This is a genomic window from Paenibacillus ferrarius (assembly GCF_002027705.1).
In the GTDB taxonomy this organism is placed as follows: domain Bacteria; phylum Bacillota; class Bacilli; order Paenibacillales; family NBRC-103111; genus Paenibacillus_E; species Paenibacillus_E ferrarius.
On sequence record NZ_MBTG01000072.1, the window covers coordinates 22,507 to 41,459 of the forward strand.

Consider the following 18,953-nt stretch of genomic DNA (forward strand, 5'->3'; position numbering starts at 1 on the left):
TAGCCATTAGCAGAGGGGCGACTAGAGGAGATTGCGGAAGCCTATTATATCTAGATGGGATAATGGTAGATGAAATAGACAGCGAGGCGTATGCATTAAATATGACACGGGAAAGAATCACGGAGGTGCGGAATTTTTGAAACATTTACTTTGGATTTTAGCCTTATTTTTTGGGCTTAGCATCTTAGGCTGCGCTTCTCAACCAGTCCATATCAAGGAAACTAATTCAGAAGGGGCACATTCTACGAATATGGAATATACGGTTGGACTCACAAGTCCTAGCATCGCAAATAAAAATACTAATTTCACAATTGAAGCCAAATTTACAAACAATAAAGATAGCGATATACGCATCACTCATGGAGAAAAACTATTTACATTTTATATTTCCAATAGCAAAGGAAAAATAATAAATCATTATCCAAGTACAAGCCTTGGTGTAGTAAGGAGCATTCCTACAAATGGAACTATTGATGAAGGATATACCTTCAACATCGATATTGCTGGAGAGTATGAAGTATGGGCCGTCGCTAATTTTGATACTTCAGAGAACAATACTGATAAAAAGCATGAATTGCCGACCCAAAAGCAAACTTTAGTTGTTAGGTAGCACGTCTAAAAACAGATACGCTCCAATAAAACGCGGATTTCATATGTTAAGGAAATGCAGCACAAAGTCAAAATCAATTGTGTTGTATTAGTTCCGGGGTATTTAAGCCGAATCATCCCCTCTAACGCAATACAATTCAGATGTTCCCGGCTGGATCACAATGCAACAAGCATCAGTATTTGCCAATTCATCGAGGTCGGATGGCTTGCTCTTTAAAGTTGAAAAGGGCTGCCCTGTAAGTAGATAAATCTACTTTCAGGACAGCCCCATCATTATCCATAAATTAATTTAACAATTGTGGATTAGTCATGAACAAAATAGCAAGGATAACCGCTACCGCTGCAATCCAGCTGAAAGCTTTGATTTTGGCAGCATCCGCTGCTGTGCTTTTACCTGCTTTACCGCTCGCAATCAGCTTCTTGATTCTTCCGCCCATCATTCCTGTAAGTGCAGCAACGATCAAGAGCAGAACAACGGACAAAGCCATCCAAAGCACAGAAGGTCTAGGATCAATTTGGCTGACCATCGCCCCGCCTGTAAGGAACGTAACGATCAAAGAATACTGGCCGATTCGGTTAAACGTGGACAGCAAGCCCGCAAAGCTCTCTTGTGCTGCTCCGGACAAAGCGGCAGCACGTCCCACGATGAAAGGAAATACAACATAGACGCCAAGCAATAAAGCACTAATTACATGCAAAAAGATCATAACCTGTAACATTGAACACCCTCCGCAATTTTAATGAAATCTTTTCCTCTTCAGTATACCCGAATTGGAATGACCACGACAAGAAAGCGATCCCATCCTTACCGTAAATTCACATGTAATTGTGACTAATTATAGCGCTAGGAGTGTCCAAGTGAGCGGATGTCTCATTCGTTATTTGGAAAACTTAATTATCCCTACCGAATGCAAGAACACGCATACGATGAGTATGGGAACTACTACACGAAGCAAGAACATCCAGGCTTTATACCAGAAGCCCTTCAGCCCTGCTTCTTCCCCAGCCTTTTTCCATGCATATCCCGTAAATAAAGTAACGACTAATCCGCCGAATGGCATTAGAACGTAAGATGTAATAAAGTCCATCCAATCAAAAATGCTTTTGCCGCCGGGATGAAAATCCCCGAGAACGCCCCCGACAGAAAGTCCTGAAGGAACACCTACCAAGAAGCAAAGGATGGAAATGAGGATGGCTGATTTCTTGCGGCTCCACTGCCATTTATGCATGGCATATGCGACTGGCACCTCCAAGATGGAAATGGCCGAAGTCAACGCGGCAATAGCAAGCAATAAGAAAAATAAACCGCCAAAGAAAAAACCGAATGGCATTTGTGAGAACGCTGCCGGCAGCGCCATGAATGCCAAGCCTACACCTTCACCTGGCTCCAGTCCGTAGGAGAAAACCGTAGGGAAGATGACAAGTCCTGCGATGAAGGCATATACCAAATCACCGAAACCAATCGCGAGTGTCGCTGCGCCAAGCGACTGTCTTTTTTCCACATAAGAACCATAGGTTAGCATGCAACCCATCCCTAGCGATAAGGAAAAGAACGCATGTCCCAAAGCGACTAAGGCAGACTCCGCATCCAGCTTGGCAAAGTCCGGTTTCAAGAAAAAGGACACCCCTTCTGCAGCGCCTGGGAGCGTAAGCGAACGAACCATGAGAATCAGCAGGATGATCAGAAAACCGGGAATCAATATTTTATTGAATTTCTCAATACCGCCGGAAACCCCTTTGGCAAGAATCCAGCCCGTAAGGAGCATCACAACAGCCTGCCAGAAAATAGGCCAATAGCCTGAAGCGAATGATATAAATTTGCTTTTATAATCAGAGCCTTCTTGGAAAAGGAGGCCAGTGAACGACTCTACCGTGTAATGGAACGTCCATCCCGCGACCACTGCGTAGTAGGACATGATCATGAAGGCGGTAAGGATGGACAACAGTCCGAATGCCCCCCAATATTTTTTACCTGTCAGATTAAAGAAGGATGCCGAAGCATTGCCTCTGCCTCCACGGCCAATCGTCATCTCGGCAAGTAAAATGGGCAAGCCTACAATAATTAAACAAATGATGAACAACAAGAAAAAAGCGGCGCCACCGTGCTTCCCTGTAATATAGGGAAATTTCCACATGTTGCCCAGCCCTACAGAGCTGCCGATCGCCGCCAAAATAAAACCACTCGACGTAAAGCGTTCGACCGATCCTTTTTTCTTGCTTACTGCTTGTCCTGATGCCTGATCGTTGTTCATGATGAATAATAAACTCCTAACCATATTTGGATGCAAGATCTATAAAATTTTGCTGAGAAATGCTTGGGTACGTTCGTGTTTGGGCGAATCGAATAGTTCGGACGGTGTCCCTTCTTCTACGATATACCCTCCATCCATGAAGATAACGCGGTCTGCCACTTCGCGAGCGAAGCCCATTTCATGTGTGACAACAATCATGGTAATCCCATCGTGGGCTAAATCTTTCATAACCTGCAGCACTTCACCGACCATCTCGGGGTCTAGCGCTGAAGTCGGTTCATCGAATAACATAACACGTGGATTCATAGCCAACGCACGAGCAATCGCTACACGCTGCTGTTGTCCGCCTGACAACTGGTCAGGGTAGACATCCCGTTTTGCCGCTAAACCCACTTTGCTTAACAGCTTCATCGCTTTTTGTTCATTTGCCTGCTTATCCATTTTCTTAATGTGCTTCGGGGCGAGCATAATGTTTTCCAGTACGGTCAAGTGAGGGAATAAATTAAAAAGCTGAAATACCATGCCGACATTTTCGCGTAATTGATCGATATTCGTATCCGGTGAGTTGACCATGACATCGCCAATCGTCACTTTTCCAGACGTTATTTCCTCAAGAAGATTCAGGCATCGCAAGAAGGTACTTTTTCCTGATCCCGAAGGTCCAATTACACAAACCACTTCTTTTTCCTGTATCGTTGTGGAAATATCCTTCAGCACCTCGTTTGTACCGAATGTCTTTTTCAGGTTTTGTACGACAATCATTGGGACGTATACCTCCTCTCAAATACACGAGCTAAGCGGGATAAGGCATAAATGATAATAAAGTAGATAATACCTACGACTCCCCATATCTCAAAAGCACGATAGTTCGAGGAAATGATAATCTCCCCGCTCTGAGTCAATTCATTAATTCCAATCACAGACAACAATGAGGTATCCTTAATACTGACTATGAATTGATTGACGAAAGCAGGCACCATTCGGCGAATCGCTTGCGGTAGAATGACCAGTCGCATCGTCAACCATTTGCTTAAGCCTAGTGAGCGTGCGGCCTCCATCTGGCCCTTATTAATCGAAATAATGCCCGCCCGGAAAATCTCCGATATATAAGCCCCTGCATTTAAGCTGATCGCAATAATCCCTGCGGTCTCTGCCGGTATCCGAATATCGAAGAAGGCCGGTATCCCAAAATATTCAAAGAAAACCTGCACAAGCAGCGGTGTTCCACGAATGATATCGACATATAAAGTAGCGATGGTGCGCAAAATTTTACTGGAAGAAACATTCATCAAACCGGTTAATAAACCAATAACAAAAGCAATCGGCAATGATATAACAACAATTTTAAAAGTAATTAAAGCGCCTTTTAAGAGCATGGGCATTGCATCTAGAATAACCTGCAGAGAGGAAGTCACCCGATCCCCACTCCTTCCTTAAACTAATTTTATTTCCCCATATACGTGCTGAAAATCTCATCATATTTGCCGTTGTCCTTCAGCTTCTTGAGTCCATCATTGATTTTTTTCATCAATTCTTCGTTATCCTTACTGACTGCAATCCCGTAGAAATCACTGTTTAAACGATCCCCAACGACTTTCAGCTTGGAATTAGGATCAACGGCAATCTTGTAAGAGATAACTGGAAAGTCTTCAATGGTTACATCTGCATTTTTATTGGCAACTTCCTGATACATGGAGGGACTATCGTCGAAATATTTCACTTGCGCACCATATTTTTTGCCATATTCATCGGCCAGCTTAGCTCCGGACGTTCCTTTCTTAATAGCAATGACTTTCCCCTTCAAATCCTCCGGGGTTTTGATCGTTGTATTATCTTCCCGGACGATGAGTGAAAGCCCCGCTTGGTAGTAAGAATCGGAGAGACCAACCACTTGTTTGCGTTCATCCGTAATGCTGATGCCGGCTAAAGCGCCGTCCAGCTGTTTGGCCGTGATTGCGGGGATAATCCCTTTGAAGTTCATCGGTTTTACTTCAACTTCAAAACCTTCTTCTTTAGCAATGGCGTTGATTAAATCAATATCTATTCCAATGTACTTGCCATCTTTTTGAAACTCGAAAGGGGGATATGTCGCATCCGTGCCAAACGTGTATTTCTTAACTGCCTTCGTTTGTGCTGGTTGCGTAGAATCTGTAGACTTATTTGCTGTAGTTGCTCCATTGCCACAAGCGCTAAGTGATAAAGCAATAACCGTTCCGAGCACGATGGATAAACCTTTTTTCATGTAAATACCCCTTTTCCTTATTAAAATGTGAGATCGACTGAAGCGATCACTCGTGTTTACATGGTATCTGATGCTCTACAGCAACCTACAGAATCCTACAAAATTACTCCTGCTGCATGAAAATAAAGTTCACATGAAGTGCGTGCCGCTCACCGCGGCAAATATTGTATCCGATTACATTCGGAATCACAGTTCACTTCATGTGATGATACATCACAGTGAAATAAAAAAAAGGAATTCAAACCTACAGTCCCCTATTTCTAGACGTGGAAGGTTGAATTCCTCAATTAACTATTCAATTTCTCAAGTGTCTCCATATAACAAACTTGCAAAAACTTTTTAATGTTTACTTTTCCTTTTTCAGCATGCAGGTCCTCGTCCATGGCTTTCATTTTCAAACGCACATCCTGGAAATCGAAATAAAGCGGTGCATAATATTCAAATTTAGGATTACTATAATCGGTCAAACCAATAGAGGCCATATTATTCAATGCAGCCATTATCGTCCGCCGAATGCGCTGCTCGATCGCTTTGCTTTCTTTCTCAATATCCTTCTGACCTTGTTTATAGGCGTGGGCGACGGATTCATACAATTCTTTTAAGGGAGGGAAACTGGTTTCTTGTCTATGCTCGATCGCCTGCTCCATTAACGCGACAATATCTTTGCTGCCAATTTCACCGATGATTCCCAAGTCCATTAAGATCGTCTTCACAACATCGCTGACTGTTCTCTCTTTCCGAACGGATAAGCGTTCTACGATATCCAATTTAGCTAAAGACTGCTTGATCTCCGCTACATACCTCTCATATTTCCATTGCTCATTGACTTTGCTTAATACATGCTCAACTTCCACACGATTAATCGGCTTATGAATAAAAAACTCGATTCCTTTCTGATAGGCTTCACCTACCATGTCTTTATTTTCAATTTGCGAGATCATAATGAATTTCCCGATATATCCACTGTTTTTTAGTTGCGAAATGGTCTCAATCCCATCCTGATCAGGCATCAATAAATCGATCAGCACAACATCGGGTTTCGATTTAAGAATCAACCGCGCCCCCTCTAGACCACCTTCTGCCGCCCCCGCAACCTTGCCAATGCCGCATTCTTCAATAATATCCTGCAGCATACTTCTGCAGACGACATCATCATCAACGATCATAATTGAAAGTGCCACCCACTCCACCCTCTTGTATTAGACTTGTTATCGGAAGACGAACAACGAACTGAGTATCTGGCCCTTGCTCCGATGATCCCACCGTTATGCTTCCCCCAAAAGATTGAACAATATCGCGCACATGAGAGAGACCAATCCCTGTTGCCGCTATGCCTTCTTCATTGTATTTCGTCGTATAACCCGGTTCAAATATGAGATTTTTCTTATGATCAGGAATTCCTTTGCCGGAGTCTGTCACACTAAACCATACCTCATCTTCTTTTTCATAAACAAGTATATGGATCGTCCCGCTCTTCTCTATCGCTTCAACGGCATTTGCCACCAAATTGTTCATGATCGTCAGCAAAGGCACATAGTGCGAGGTCTGGTTGTCAAAAGCCAATTCTTGGTCAATCCGAATCTTTTTCTTCAGCATTTCGCTATACGTTTGATTTCCCTTCACGACAAAATACAGAATCTCCGATAAACTCATATTCACAACAACTTCACTATCGAATAATTTAAATAATCCAGCCAAAATACGCTGGGAATCCTTCTTGACTTCATGAATTTGTTGGGCGATTCCTAATGTGCGCAGACTGTAATCTTTGAGATTGTCACGCTTCAATTTGCCATACAGATCATAGCTTTCCGCGGTAATATTCTCTATTGTATCCATCGCTTTTTTCAAATAAAAGGCTTCACCATATAACCCCGAGTTGATGTTCAGCATCTGCTCCATCCTTTTTTCCTGCTCAACATGGAGCAGCCGCATCTGGCTGATGACAATGCTGTTGTACAGACCGATTACAAAATAACTACGTATGACAGCAATAGCCACAAGAACGAACCATTCTTCCAAATAAAAGCTATTCGTACCAAGGAATATCCCGCGCAAGAAGAGTTCCGTCTCGTTAGATGCGAAATCAATGAAAGCCAAATATCCCCCTAACAACAAGGGGTGGAATTCATTCATTTTTCTTCGAAGCATGCTCATTCCTATAGCAAACACGACATAGTAACAACCTGCTGCCGCATTATTCCGCAAGCTCTCCAAAACGGTAAATGAATGCACATGCGTAATCCAATCTCCGGACTGAACGATCATGCTGACAATACCTGTCGCAATGCCTGTTTTCACATAAGATAAATGCGGCATGAGCAAGAGTAGAAACAAAAAGATACTGACACCAAGACCAACGCGAAAGAAATCATGGCTAAAAGGGTTTATTTTGAATTGTGCGCCAATAGCCGTAGCTAAAGCGATTGCAAACATTTGAAATCTTTCATTTTTGATTACATTCTGCATTTCTTTGATTTGCACCTGCTTCGTGTAAAGGTTTCAACAGTTACCGCTCAATTCAAAGGTCAACTAACGCTTTATAGTAACATACCTTTATCTAATTAAAAAATGGAGCTGTCCTCCAAGTCGTAAAAACTTGAGGAAGCTCCATATATGAAGTGCTTATTTCGTCTGGCTAATCACATGGCTTTAAGGCAGCGGCTGTGCCGGTACATCGGCAATCGTAACAGCTTCCGTAAATTTAGCCGTTGTATTCTGTCTGAGACGCATACTTGCCGCGCCTGAAGCTGTTGTATTGATCTGGATACTAACAACCTTCTCTGCGTGACCACTGCTGTCAGCGGTTAACGAGAAGCTTGTGCTGTAGCCATAGGAAGCAGGCCATGAACCGTCACTGTTCTGAACCTTCGCTACTTGCGTACCAGATCCATTGTAAATGCCTAAGTTGTATCCTGTCGTTGTTCCATTCGCAGCCAAGCCATTCAAGACAATCTTCACTTGGAAGGTTGCATGATTCGGCAATTGCGCTTGATGAACGAAAGCAAAAGGGTCCGTTGTATTGTTCGATGATGCGTAACCATAGGAACCCGCTTTGAAAGTTGAGCTATCATACCACTTGTAACCAGCAGCAGGCGCTGCCCATGGTTCCGCTTGCGGCTCCGTCGTATTCGCAGGCTGTTCCCACGAATATAGCGTCGTTGCCGTGCTTAACGTCAGGCCAGGCACTTGTGTCAGACTCGTGTAATTCTCTTTCGCGGCCAGCCAGTTCACCATGTTCACAAGCAGCGTTGCATCGTTCTGTTCTTGGAAGCCGGCGTACGTCGTTTTCGTTCCGCCTGTCTCCTCTTTCAAATATTTCGGCGTCGCATCTTCTACAGGTGAAGAATCACCAATGAATCCCGCTTTGCCTGCACTTACCTTGGAGACAGCAACATAAGGACCCTCTGCCACACCGCCGCCGTTATAAACGCCTTGGTCTACGGCATTGGCCCAACTGGTGGTAGTTGCCGGCAGATAGACAATCCCTTTGGCTATAGTCGGATCGGTAATCGCTAAAGTTGAACCAGCATGCATAGCAACCGTAGACACGCCATTTGTAATATTAAAAGCTTGAGGAGCACTAACAATATTATTCGCAGTAATATCACCTAACGCATTATAGCGGAATCTAACTCCGAAATTGGTTGACAACCAATCCGAACTTGCCACGCCTGCCATCGCAGCCGAATTTGCTTCTTCTGTGCTCATCCCAATAGCAGGATTCGTCCATCCGCCGCGGCGATAGCCATTGAATACTTCAGACGCATCCCAACGATTCTTGTTGCGATCTGCGTTGTAATGATCCCCAATGAAGAAGATGCTTCCGCCGCCTTGTACGTATTGCAGCATGGCACTTTGCTCTGATGTTTTGTAAGGGATGTTCGCTTCGCCAATCACAAACACGTCATAGGCCGATAAATCAGAGAGCGTAATTGGCGTGCTTTTACGAAGCTCTTTGACATAGTACCCTGCATTTCCAAGTGCATTCGCGAAATCTGAGAAACCGCCGTCAATAACCCAATCCGCGGCGCCAGCCGTCTGGCCGTGTGTGTTATCAAACAACACTTTCTTGCCATTGGCCGTAGTTGGCGTAATGGATGGCGCTGGATCGTTAGGTCCTTCGGCGAAAGCCTGAGGAATAGCCCCAATAAAGGACACCGACAAGGTTACCGTTAAAGCAAGGCTTTTCCAACTCTTTGTTCCGAACAAGCTTCTCATGAACATCAAATCCCTCCATCTTATGGAATATTTAGCCATTATATAGGCCTAGCTGTATCGTAGCACAGGTCACGGACTTTGCAATAGCCCCTTAGCATGATTTTACAAAAGTAACAAAATTTTATGCCCGCAACAACAAAAAAAGAACTAACCCCCTAGTAAATAGGAGATTAGCTCTTTTGATCATTGCCGATTAGCCCGCTACAACTTTAATAACATTGCGTACGGAGTCAGCTGTTTTGTCCAAAGCTGCTTTTTCTTCAGCCGTTAATTCGATATCAAGAATCTTCTCGATCCCGTTAGCGCCTAGAACTGTCAAAAGACCCATGAACAAGTTGTTATAGCCATACTCGCCTTCAAGAAGAGCGATGGTAGGAATGATGCGTTTTTTATCTTTAAGGATGGCTTCTGTCATTTGCACAAGGGAAGCAGCTGGTGCGTAATAGGCACTGCCGTTGCCAAGCAAATTAACGATTTCGCCACCGCCAGTACGCGTACGCTGCACGATAGCTTCGATGCGCTCGGCAGAGATCAATTTCTCGATCGGAACGCCGCCAGCATAGGTGTAACGAACCAAAGGAACCATGTCATCGCCGTGACCGCCGATAACGACCCCTTTGACATCCTCAACGGAAACATTCAACTCTTGCGAGATGAACGTCAGGTAACGAGCTGTATCCAGTACACCGGATTGGCCGATTACGCGATTTTTGGGGAAACCAAGAGCTTGAAATGCCACGTATGTCATCGCATCAACTGGATTGCTCAAGATGATAACGATGGAGTTAGGAGCAACTGCTTTTACATTCTCACAAACGGATTTCACGATACCTGCATTCGTGTTAACCAAATCATCGCGGCTCATGCCCGGTTTACGAGCGATACCTGCGGTAATGATCACGATGTCGGAATCAGCAGCATCCGCGTAGTTAGATGTACCCGTGATTTGAGCGTCAAAGCCTTGAACCGGACCTGCTTCCAGCATATCAAGTGCTTTCCCTTTTGTCGGGTTTTCCAATTGCGGGATATCTAGCAGAACCACGTCACCGAGTTCCTTTTGAGCGAGCATAAGAGCAGTTGTAGCTCCTGTGAATCCAGCACCAACGACAGTAATTTTATTACGACGGATTGCCATTTGAGATGTGCCTCCTAATAGTTGGGTTGGTTATACGTTTATTCGAATAGGTGAAAAGGATTACGCCATGTTTTTGATGATTTCGTTCGCGAATTCGGAACATTTGATTTCTTTCGCGCCTTCCATCAAACGAGCAAAGTCATAAGTAACCGTTTTGTTGTTGATGGATGTTTCCAAACCTTTGTAGATCAGTTCAGCCGCTTCCAACCAGCCAAGGTGCTCAAGCAGCATAACGCCGGAAAGGATAACGGAACCTGGGTTAACTACGTCAAGACCAGCATATTTAGGAGCTGTACCGTGCGTAGCTTCGAAGATCGCGTGACCTGTGATGTAGTTGATGTTAGCTCCTGGAGCGATACCGATACCGCCAACTTGTGCAGCTAGTGCATCAGACAGGTAGTCACCGTTCAGGTTCAATGTAGCGATAACGTCGAAGTCCGTAGGACGCGTCAATACTTGTTGCAAAGCGATGTCAGCAATCGCATCTTTTACGATGATTTTGCCAGCTGCTTCAGCGTCTTTTTGAGCTTTGTTCGCTGCTTCAGCGCCTTCTGCTTCTTTGATACGATCGTATTGTGCCCATGTAAATGTTTTGTCGCCGAATTCACGCTCAGCCAACTCGTAACCCCAGTTTTTGAACGCGCCTTCTGTGAACTTCATGATGTTGCCTTTGTGAACCAATGTTAATGTTTTGCGGCCATGTTTGATTGCGTACTCGATAGCAGCGCGAACCAAACGCTCTGTACCTTCGGAAGATACTGGTTTAACACCGATCCCTGAAGTTTCTGGGAAGCGAATTTTGTTAACGCCCATTTCGTCTTGAAGGAATTTGATTACTTTTTTAACTGCGTCGGAACCAGCTTCCCACTCGATGCCCGCGTAGATATCTTCTGTATTTTCACGGAAAATAACCATATCAACCAACTCAGGACGTTTCACTGGGGATGGAACACCGTTGAAGTAACGAACTGGACGGGAACATACATAAAGATCCAATTCTTGACGAAGCGCAACGTTCAGGGAACGGATACCGCCGCCGATTGGCGTAGTTAAAGGTCCTTTGATGGACACGATGTATTCGCGCATAGCTGTTAACGTGTCGTTAGGCAGCCAGTTGTTGTATTTGTTGAAAGCTTTCTCACCGGCAAAAACTTCGTACCAAGCGATTTTCTTCTCGCCTTTGTATGCTTTTTCAACAGCAGCATCTAGAACGCGAACGGAAGCCGCCCAGATGTCAGGACCTGTACCGTCACCTTCGATGTAAGGGATGATTGGGTTGTTAGGTACTTGAAGTACACCGTTCTCGATCGTGATTTTTTGACCTTCTGTTGGTAGAGCGTAGGATTCGAATTGTGGCATGATAGTTCCTCCTTGGAATTGTTTAAAATGAACGAATGAGTTAGCTTGGTGCTATACGCCTCGTGCTTTTGGCAGTCTATTAGCTACATTACTACAACAAGCACCCTTTTCACAAATGCAACACGTCAAAGTCGTAGAAAGCAGAAGAGTGATAGACACACAAAAAGTGACGGGAGTCGCGGTACACCTCAGGGTAACCCCTGAAGCCTTATACCGAACCGCCCGCACCATGAGTGCTTGCCTAAGACCGAATTAGCGCTCGCTAATTGGAATGTATTTTTGGTTAACCGGACCCGTGTACTCAGCGCGAGGACGGATCAAACGGTTGTTTTCGTACTGCTCCAAGATGTGGGCAGCCCAACCGGATGTACGGCTGATCGCGAAGATCGGCGTGAACAAGTCGCGTGGGATTTCCAAAGTTGTGTAGACGGATGCTGAGTAGAAATCTACGTTTGGTTTCAAACCTTTGAGGCTGGTTACCAACTCGTCAGCTTTAATGGACATTTCGTACCATTTCAAATTGCCCGTCAATTTACCAAGCTCATAAGACATTTTTTGCAAGTGCTTCGCGCGTGGATCTCCGTTTTTGTATACACGGTGACCGAAGCCCATGATTTTGTCTTTGCGCTCTAATTTGTCATTGATGTAAGGAACTACGTTCTCTACTGTACCGATTTCTTCAAGCATCGCCATAACCGCTTCGTTCGCACCACCATGAAGAGGTCCTTTGAGCGTGCCGATCGCAGAAGTAATACCGGAGTAGATGTCTGTCAATGTAGCCACTGTTACACGCGCCGCGAATGTGGAAGCGTTCAGCTCGTGGTCAGCATGAAGAACTAATGCTTTGTCCAAAGCTTCGATTGCTACTTTGTCCGGCTCATTGCCTGTCAATTGGTACAAGAAGTTAGCAGCTACGGATGAATACCCTGGGGAAGCTACTGGCTCTTTGCCTTCACGTATGCGAGCGAACGCTGCGATGATGCCAGGAATTTGCGCTTGCAGCTTGATCGCTTTGCGCACATTGGATTCTTGGCTCAAATCATTAGCTTCGTCATCATAAAGCGCAAGTGCGGAAACTGCTGTACGAAGAGCAGCCATGGAATTAACACCTTTAGGGAATGCTTTCAACTGAGCGATAACCGCATCCGGCACCTTGCTGTAAGCGTTCAGGTCACTTTGCAGTTTCTCAAGCTCAGTTTGGGTCGGCAGCTTACCGAACCAAAGCAAGTAAATAACTTCTTCAAATGTCGCATTTTCAGCGAGGTCATCAATATCAATCCCGCGATACGTTAGCACTCCATCTACAATGGAGCTGATCGACGAGGTCGTGGCTACAATTCCTTCTAAACCTTTGGTTGCAGACATGGGAATCTCTCCTTAGCTACTCTATTAGCAAAAAATTGCTTTTTTCCTATCTTACATAATAAAGTATTTTGCTTGGTAAGTGAAGAAAAGCAGACATAAAACTTCATTATCACTATCATAAAGATATGCTATCTACCTGAATTCCTTCATGATTTTAATACTCAAAGCACTGTCGCTCCGCGTTTTTTCCATATTCAGTATGCTCACTGTTAATCATAAAAAATCATGATAATTCAGGAATTTTGCGGTAAAATTCCGGGCAAAATATGGGTTCAATCAGGCAGAAGCAATCAATCAGGCAGGACAATTTCTTATTGACTCACAATACCATACAATTCCTGAATTGTCCTCTAACTAAGGTAAATTAAGAAGAAGTTACTGGTTTTGTCAAACAATAAAGTGGGTGATTCGCGAACAAGCTGGACCGATGTATTTTTTATAACAATGCTTTGCAAAGGAAATTTTCCGGAACAAACAAAAAGCCCAAGGGATGCTTTCCCTCAGGCTTCTTCTCATCAGTGCTTCTGGATTCTCATATTTCTTACTACCTTTTAGTCCACTTAGTCATTACAGACTAGCGTAATTTCACACTAACCTTTTCTTTATTGACTTCAAATACAGCAATTAATTCTTCTGGCGCATTTGCTACTTTCTCGGGCAATTGAAAAAGATACATGCCTTTTTCTGTTGAAAGAGGCTTAACAAATTTATAACTTAAGTCGCCATCTAAAGTGCTTGTTGATGATTTATACTCATACTTCTCATTATAGATGACTTTGATCCCTGAACCATTATTAAACGGGTTCGATTCTGTTCCATTGTTAGTCAAAGAAACATTTAAACGCAAAAATTTCTCTCCATCTTTTGCGGTTACAGTCTCATGATTGATCTTAACTTCATTGATAAACTCAAAGCTTTCTGATTTTATTTCCCAATCATTAAGCTTCAATTGTTCACCCAATGAAGCCAATTTAGCTGCACTTTTAGGAGACGGTGTTGGCTTTGTTGTTTCATTGTTTTGAGATACTTCTACTTTTTTAGTACTTGTTTGAGTATCATTGCTTGCTTTTTGCGATGAACAAGCGATGAGCATTAAAAATGAACACAGAACTAAAATAACCTTCAAAGATAGTCACTTCTTTCACAAGTAATATTTTCCATTGTTGTATTTTAGCAGATCCCCATAAAATGTTCCATCAATTCTTGCTAATTTGCCTTGTAGTTGTGATTTTTAATATGCTTTCCCTCAGGTTTCTTTTCTCCTGTGCTTCTGAGTTTAGGTGAAATTAACATACTTACAGTACTGGCATACTCGCCTTTGCTTCAGAACTTCCTCTTTTAGTTCCTCTATTTCATTCAACATATTGTCTGCCTCCATTCACTTCAATAAGAGTATATAGTCTCATCTTATATTGCGGATCTGTCACGTATCCTGCTTGTTTGTAGTGCATTGGCCGATACATGCAAATGCGTTCAAGTTTACGGTATTTCTAAACGCTACTACGTTCATATTCAAGTTATCATAAAAATTATGAACGCATTATCGTTTATCCTAACCTTTACATTGCTATTCCGATAAGGTACGATATTCCATATATACGGAAAAGCGTTTATTCCATTCAATTGAGAGGTGCCCGGTGGATAAAAAAGCTGAAATTTTGTCTGCATTAATTGATAAGCGAGGCAGCAGAAGAGCTTTTGCTGAAGAAATAGGTATCCCCCCCACAACCCTCCAGTCTATGTTGAGCCGCGGTGTCGGCAGAGCTTCCATCGATAACGTCATCAAAGTTTGCCGCGCGCTGGATATAACCGTTGAGGAATTGGTGATCATGGCCGACAAGCAGCAGCCTGAGACGATTGCCGCCCACCATGAAGGGGAGAATTGGACAGACGAAGAGTTGGAGGAGCTTGAACGTTTCAAAGCCTTTGTGCGCTCCAAACGCCAACAGCAGGGAGAATAGCTATCCCCGACTAAACATTTGTCGAGAAGGACGCAGATTGATACAATGTAGGCAAAGAACCAGTGATTTTTCTCGGACAAAGGAGCAAATACATGAGCAGCGGCACAAGTATCGGCATCATTGATATCGGATCGAACTCGATTCGGCTCGTTATTTATGAAATCAACGCCCATGGGGCCTACCGTGTTGTAAGTGAACACAAAGATTCGGCAAGACTCAGCGAGCGGATCGGTCATGATGGCATTTTACATAGCAAGGATATCGTATCTATCGTTCCTATACTTTCCCATTACGCGCTGCTGTGCCGAGTTCAAGAGGTGCAGACGATTAGAGCCGTGGCGACAGCAGCCATTCGCAACGCGGCCAACTCAGCCGAAATCGTGCGGATTCTCGAAGAGCAAACAGGGCTTCACATTGAAGTATTGAGCGGCACAGAAGAAGCACGCTATGGTTATTTAGGGGTAATTAACTCCATCGATATCCAAGATGGCATTATTATTGATATTGGCGGAGGAAGCACGGAAGTTACTTTATTTCGAGATCGGAAGCTGAAACATAGCGTTTCCTTTCCGTTCGGTGCTGTGAATACTACTCGTCAATATATGAAAAACAGCAACTTGACCGAACAAGAGATGACTAACATTCGTCAGATGGTGGAAGAGGCGGTTTCGGCTCAGCCATGGATGAAGCGCTCTCCCAATTTGCCTATGATTGGCTTGGGCGGAACGATTCGAACGTTGGGGAAAATGAGTCAAAAGCGCAACAAGTATTCGCTTCAACTCGCTCATAATTACGTGTTGAAATCGGGGGAACTTCCGAGTTTTCTTACATTTCTATCCTCAATGCCGTTAGAGAAAAGAAAGAAAATAGACGGTCTTTCCAAAGAACGCGCCGATATTATGGTGCCTGGTCTGATTATTATGGCTACCATCTATGAAGCGGTACAATCATCGGCTTGCATTATCAGCGGCTCCGGTCTGCGCGACGGTCTATTTTATGAAACGTTCGATCCTGAACACCCGATCAAGCATAATGTGCTTGAAGCTAGCATCCATAATATCCTTGCCCTGCATCCCAACGCGGCTGAAAAGCATGTCAGACACATTGATCGAATAGCAATGCAGCTATTCCAAAAGCTGTCTGAGAAGTCTGAACTGGAAGATCGCAACCAACGATACTTGCACACGGCTGCGCTCCTTCATCGGATTGGGGCCAGTGTCCATTATTATCAATATCTCAAACACACGCAGTATATGATTGCCAATACGCGTATCGATGGTCTTAGTCATCGTGAAATTGTGATCTGTTCCCTCATTGCAACCTACAAAACAAAAAGCCGGATCCACCAGCAAGCCCTTGCGCACAAGGACCTTCTGACAGAAACCGACGAAGGGTTAATTATTAAACTGGGCACACTTCTGAAATTAGCTATAGCTCTGGATCACAGTGAAACGCAACCGGTTCAAGAACTACAGCTAACGAAGACTGACACCACTTTAACGCTGAAGCTGCTATGCGTCCATAATCCAATCTTGGAGTTGAAGGAGCTTTCCGCAGTAAGCAAAGAGTTCGAAAAAGCTTGGGGGCTTAAGCTCAAGACTCAAGCCGGAGTTTTTTCCAAGTCGTAATTTTCAAAGCCTCGAACTGGCTCCGATAAGGGGTCAGTTCATTTTTTATGCGACTGTACATGCCGTTCGGCATCAATTCTCTCGCTTTGACATTATCATTCAGACTGACATTCAGAATTTGAATCATCATTTTCTTCATATCATGATCAAGAACTGGACACATTAACTCGATACGACGAGTCAAATTGCGTGTCATCCAATCGGCTGAGGATAAATACACGTCAACAAGACCGCCGTTCTCGAAATAGTACATCCGGGAATGCTCCAAGAACCGATCGACAATACTCCGAACTGTAATATTTTCGCTAAGACCCGGCACACCAGGACGCAAGCAGCAAACACCGCGAATAATCAGATCAATTTTCACGCCCGCTTGAGACGCCGCATATAACGCATCAACCATCTCCTGATTGGATAAGGAATTCATCTTGGCAATAATCCGCGCCGGTCTTCCCGCTCTGGCATGACCAGCTTCCCGTTCGATGAGCTCGAACAGCTTATCTTTCAGATCCGTCGGGGCGACTGCAAAAGACTGCCAGTCATGCGGTGCCGAATATCCCGTAATCTCATTGAAAAGCGCCGATGCGTCCTCCCCAATGACACTGTTTGAAGTGAATAGACCCACGTCCGTATAGAGCCGAGCTGTGCTGTCGTTATAGTTGCCGGTCCCCACATGCACATATCGGCGAAGCGTATGCTCTTCTTGCCGCACAACAAGCGTTATCTTCGCATGCGTTTTCAGTCCGACCAAGCCATACACAACATGGCAGCCTGACTTCTCCAGCATTCGCGCCCAAGCGATATTGCGTTCCTCATCGAAACGAGCCTTGAGTTCAACAACGACCGTCACTTGCTTCCCAGACTCCGCGGCTCTGGCTAATGCTTGAATAATCGGCGACTTCCCGCTAGCTCGGTACAAGGTCATTTTGATCGCCAATACATGAGGATCATACGCAGCATGAACGATGAAATCCGTCACCGCGTCGAACGTTTCAAAAGGGTGATGCACAAGCACATCTTTTTGTTTAAGGACATCAAAGAAATCGACCGTATCTTCAAACTCGACCGGATATTTGGCGTTGAGGCGTGGATAACGAAGATTCTCAAAACCCGTCAACGTGCTGGCCAGCTTCATAAAATATGTAATATCGAGCGGGCCGTCAATTTCGAAAATCTGCTCTTCAATCTCAAATTCTTCCTGAAGCTGGGCAAGCGCATAGGGATGAATCCCTTCTTGCACCTCTAGCCGCACGGGAGCACCCCAACGTCTACGTCTAAGCTCCTTCTCGATCTCTTCCAGCAGATCCTCCGCACCTTCTTCATTAAGCGTTAAATCAGCATTGCGAGTCACTCTGAACCCATGCACAGAAATCGGAATATAGCCGCTGAATAAGGACTGAATATGATGTTCCATTAATTCCTCAAGCAAAATAAATTCTTGCTTTTTACTATTGGGCCTTGTGGGTACAGATATGTAACGAGATAAATTGCTAGGCACTTGAACGATGGCGAAATAAGGCTCTTCATCCGGATCGTCGCCTTCGCGCACCAAAAGAACGGCTAAATAGACCGAATGATTATGGACAAGTGGGAATGGTCGGCTTTGATCGACCGCCATGGGTGTTAAGACAGGGAAAATAATATCATGATAGTAAGCATCCATTGCTTTCTTCTGGCTCATATTCAAATCTTCGTATTCCGTAAACACAATGCCTTCTTTGGTCAACAGTCGCGTTACTTCCCGGTACGTTTTGTACTGCTCAGTCACCATTTTGGCGGTGCGTTTCATTATGCGTTTAATCAGACCTGCCGGCGTGTAGCCTGTGAAGTCTTTTTTGGTGTAACCCGCCTTGATTTGATCTTTGAGCCCCGCAACACGAACACTCATGAATTCATCGAGATTGCTAGACACGATCGCCAGAAATTTCATGCGTTCAAGCAGCGGAGTACTCGCATCCTGCGCTTCCTCCAAAACTCGCCAATTGAACTCAATCCAGCTTAAATCTCGGTTCAAGTACTTGGTCGAAATTTCTTTGACTTCTTTGATCTCTTTCATTTCTTTCAGATCGGGTTCTCGTGCAATACTCATAAAGCCTCCAGTTATGGGATCTATTTTGCTATAGGTATATCTACATTGTACTATGTGTCTTGTACACCGACAATGCAGAACCCCCTCTTCTA

General features: G+C 44.3%; 16 protein-coding genes. 3 read left to right on the plus strand and 13 right to left on the minus strand.

The features are described 5' to 3' along the window. Window positions 1-136: 136 nt before the first annotated feature. Entirely contained in the window at window positions 137-610 is a 474-nt protein-coding gene (locus BC351_RS39110) for a hypothetical protein (protein WP_079421092.1), read from the plus strand. Between the two features lie 283 nt (window positions 611-893). On the opposite strand, the gene BC351_RS39115 is transcribed toward BC351_RS39110, so the two are convergent. The 12 genes from BC351_RS39115 to BC351_RS39170 all read right to left on the minus strand — a co-directional run bounded on the left by BC351_RS39115 (window position 894) and on the right by BC351_RS39170 (window position 14,309). After that, window positions 894-1,328 carry a hypothetical protein gene (locus BC351_RS39115; protein WP_079421093.1) on the minus strand — a complete coding sequence of 145 codons (435 nt, stop codon included), beginning with the start codon at window positions 1,326-1,328 and terminating at the stop codon, window positions 894-896. Between the two features lie 159 nt (window positions 1,329-1,487). After that, window positions 1,488-2,861, minus strand: a complete 1,374-nt coding sequence (locus BC351_RS39120; RefSeq protein ID WP_079421094.1) for a sodium-dependent transporter — start codon at window positions 2,859-2,861, stop codon at window positions 1,488-1,490. Window positions 2,862-2,900: 39 nt separating this feature from the next. Continuing rightward, a complete protein-coding gene (locus BC351_RS39125) occupies window positions 2,901-3,623 on the minus strand; it encodes an amino acid ABC transporter ATP-binding protein (protein WP_079421095.1) in 723 nt (240 codons plus the stop codon). Beyond that, complete coding sequence (locus BC351_RS39130; protein WP_079421096.1) at window positions 3,620-4,276, minus strand: amino acid ABC transporter permease; 657 nt, start codon at window positions 4,274-4,276, stop codon at window positions 3,620-3,622. Before BC351_RS39130 ends, BC351_RS39125 begins: the two co-directional genes overlap by 4 nt. 29 nt (window positions 4,277-4,305) lie before the next feature. Then, window positions 4,306-5,103 (minus strand): transporter substrate-binding domain-containing protein, encoded by a 798-nt coding sequence (locus BC351_RS39135; protein WP_079421097.1) that lies wholly within the window; start codon window positions 5,101-5,103, stop codon window positions 4,306-4,308. Window positions 5,104-5,390: 287 nt separating this feature from the next. Further along, window positions 5,391-6,284, minus strand: coding sequence for a response regulator (locus BC351_RS39140; protein ID WP_244209331.1), 894 nt, complete (start codon window positions 6,282-6,284; stop codon window positions 5,391-5,393). Continuing rightward, a complete protein-coding gene (locus tag BC351_RS39145) occupies window positions 6,259-7,572 on the minus strand; it encodes an ATP-binding protein (RefSeq protein ID WP_079421099.1) in 1,314 nt (437 codons plus the stop codon). Before BC351_RS39145 ends, BC351_RS39140 begins: the two co-directional genes overlap by 26 nt. A 183-nt stretch (window positions 7,573-7,755) precedes the next feature. Further along, the gene (locus BC351_RS39150; RefSeq protein WP_208629921.1) at window positions 7,756-9,324 is read right to left on the minus strand and encodes a DNA-binding protein; all 1,569 of its coding nucleotides are present in this window, start codon (window positions 9,322-9,324) and stop codon (window positions 7,756-7,758) included. 193 nt (window positions 9,325-9,517) lie between these two features. Continuing rightward, window positions 9,518-10,459 carry a malate dehydrogenase gene (mdh, locus tag BC351_RS39155; RefSeq protein WP_079421101.1) on the minus strand — a complete coding sequence of 314 codons (942 nt, stop codon included), beginning with the start codon at window positions 10,457-10,459 and terminating at the stop codon, window positions 9,518-9,520. A gap of 60 nt (window positions 10,460-10,519) precedes the next feature. Then, complete coding sequence (icd, locus tag BC351_RS39160) at window positions 10,520-11,818, minus strand: NADP-dependent isocitrate dehydrogenase (RefSeq protein WP_079421102.1); 1,299 nt, start codon at window positions 11,816-11,818, stop codon at window positions 10,520-10,522. A 252-nt stretch (window positions 11,819-12,070) separates the two neighbouring features. Continuing rightward, window positions 12,071-13,183: a citrate synthase gene (gene citZ / locus BC351_RS39165; protein ID WP_079421103.1), complete on the minus strand. Its 1,113-nt coding sequence runs from the start codon at window positions 13,181-13,183 to the stop codon at window positions 12,071-12,073. A gap of 574 nt (window positions 13,184-13,757) precedes the next feature. Further along, window positions 13,758-14,309: a DUF4352 domain-containing protein gene (locus tag BC351_RS39170; RefSeq protein ID WP_079421104.1), complete on the minus strand. Its 552-nt coding sequence runs from the start codon at window positions 14,307-14,309 to the stop codon at window positions 13,758-13,760. 511 nt (window positions 14,310-14,820) lie between these two features. Between BC351_RS39170 and BC351_RS44580 the strand changes: the two genes are divergently transcribed. Both BC351_RS44580 and ppx read left to right on the plus strand, forming a co-directional pair. Continuing rightward, window positions 14,821-15,144: a helix-turn-helix domain-containing protein gene (locus tag BC351_RS44580; RefSeq protein ID WP_079421105.1), complete on the plus strand. Its 324-nt coding sequence runs from the start codon at window positions 14,821-14,823 to the stop codon at window positions 15,142-15,144. Between the two features lie 92 nt (window positions 15,145-15,236). Then, window positions 15,237-16,772 carry an exopolyphosphatase gene (ppx, locus tag BC351_RS39180; protein WP_079421106.1) on the plus strand — a complete coding sequence of 512 codons (1,536 nt, stop codon included), beginning with the start codon at window positions 15,237-15,239 and terminating at the stop codon, window positions 16,770-16,772. On the opposite strand, the gene ppk1 is transcribed toward ppx, so the two are convergent. Further along, window positions 16,738-18,828 (minus strand): polyphosphate kinase 1, encoded by a 2,091-nt coding sequence (ppk1, locus tag BC351_RS39185; protein ID WP_079421294.1) that lies wholly within the window; start codon window positions 18,826-18,828, stop codon window positions 16,738-16,740. The genes ppx and ppk1 overlap by 35 nt on opposite strands. Between the last annotated feature and the right edge of the window lie 125 nt (window positions 18,829-18,953).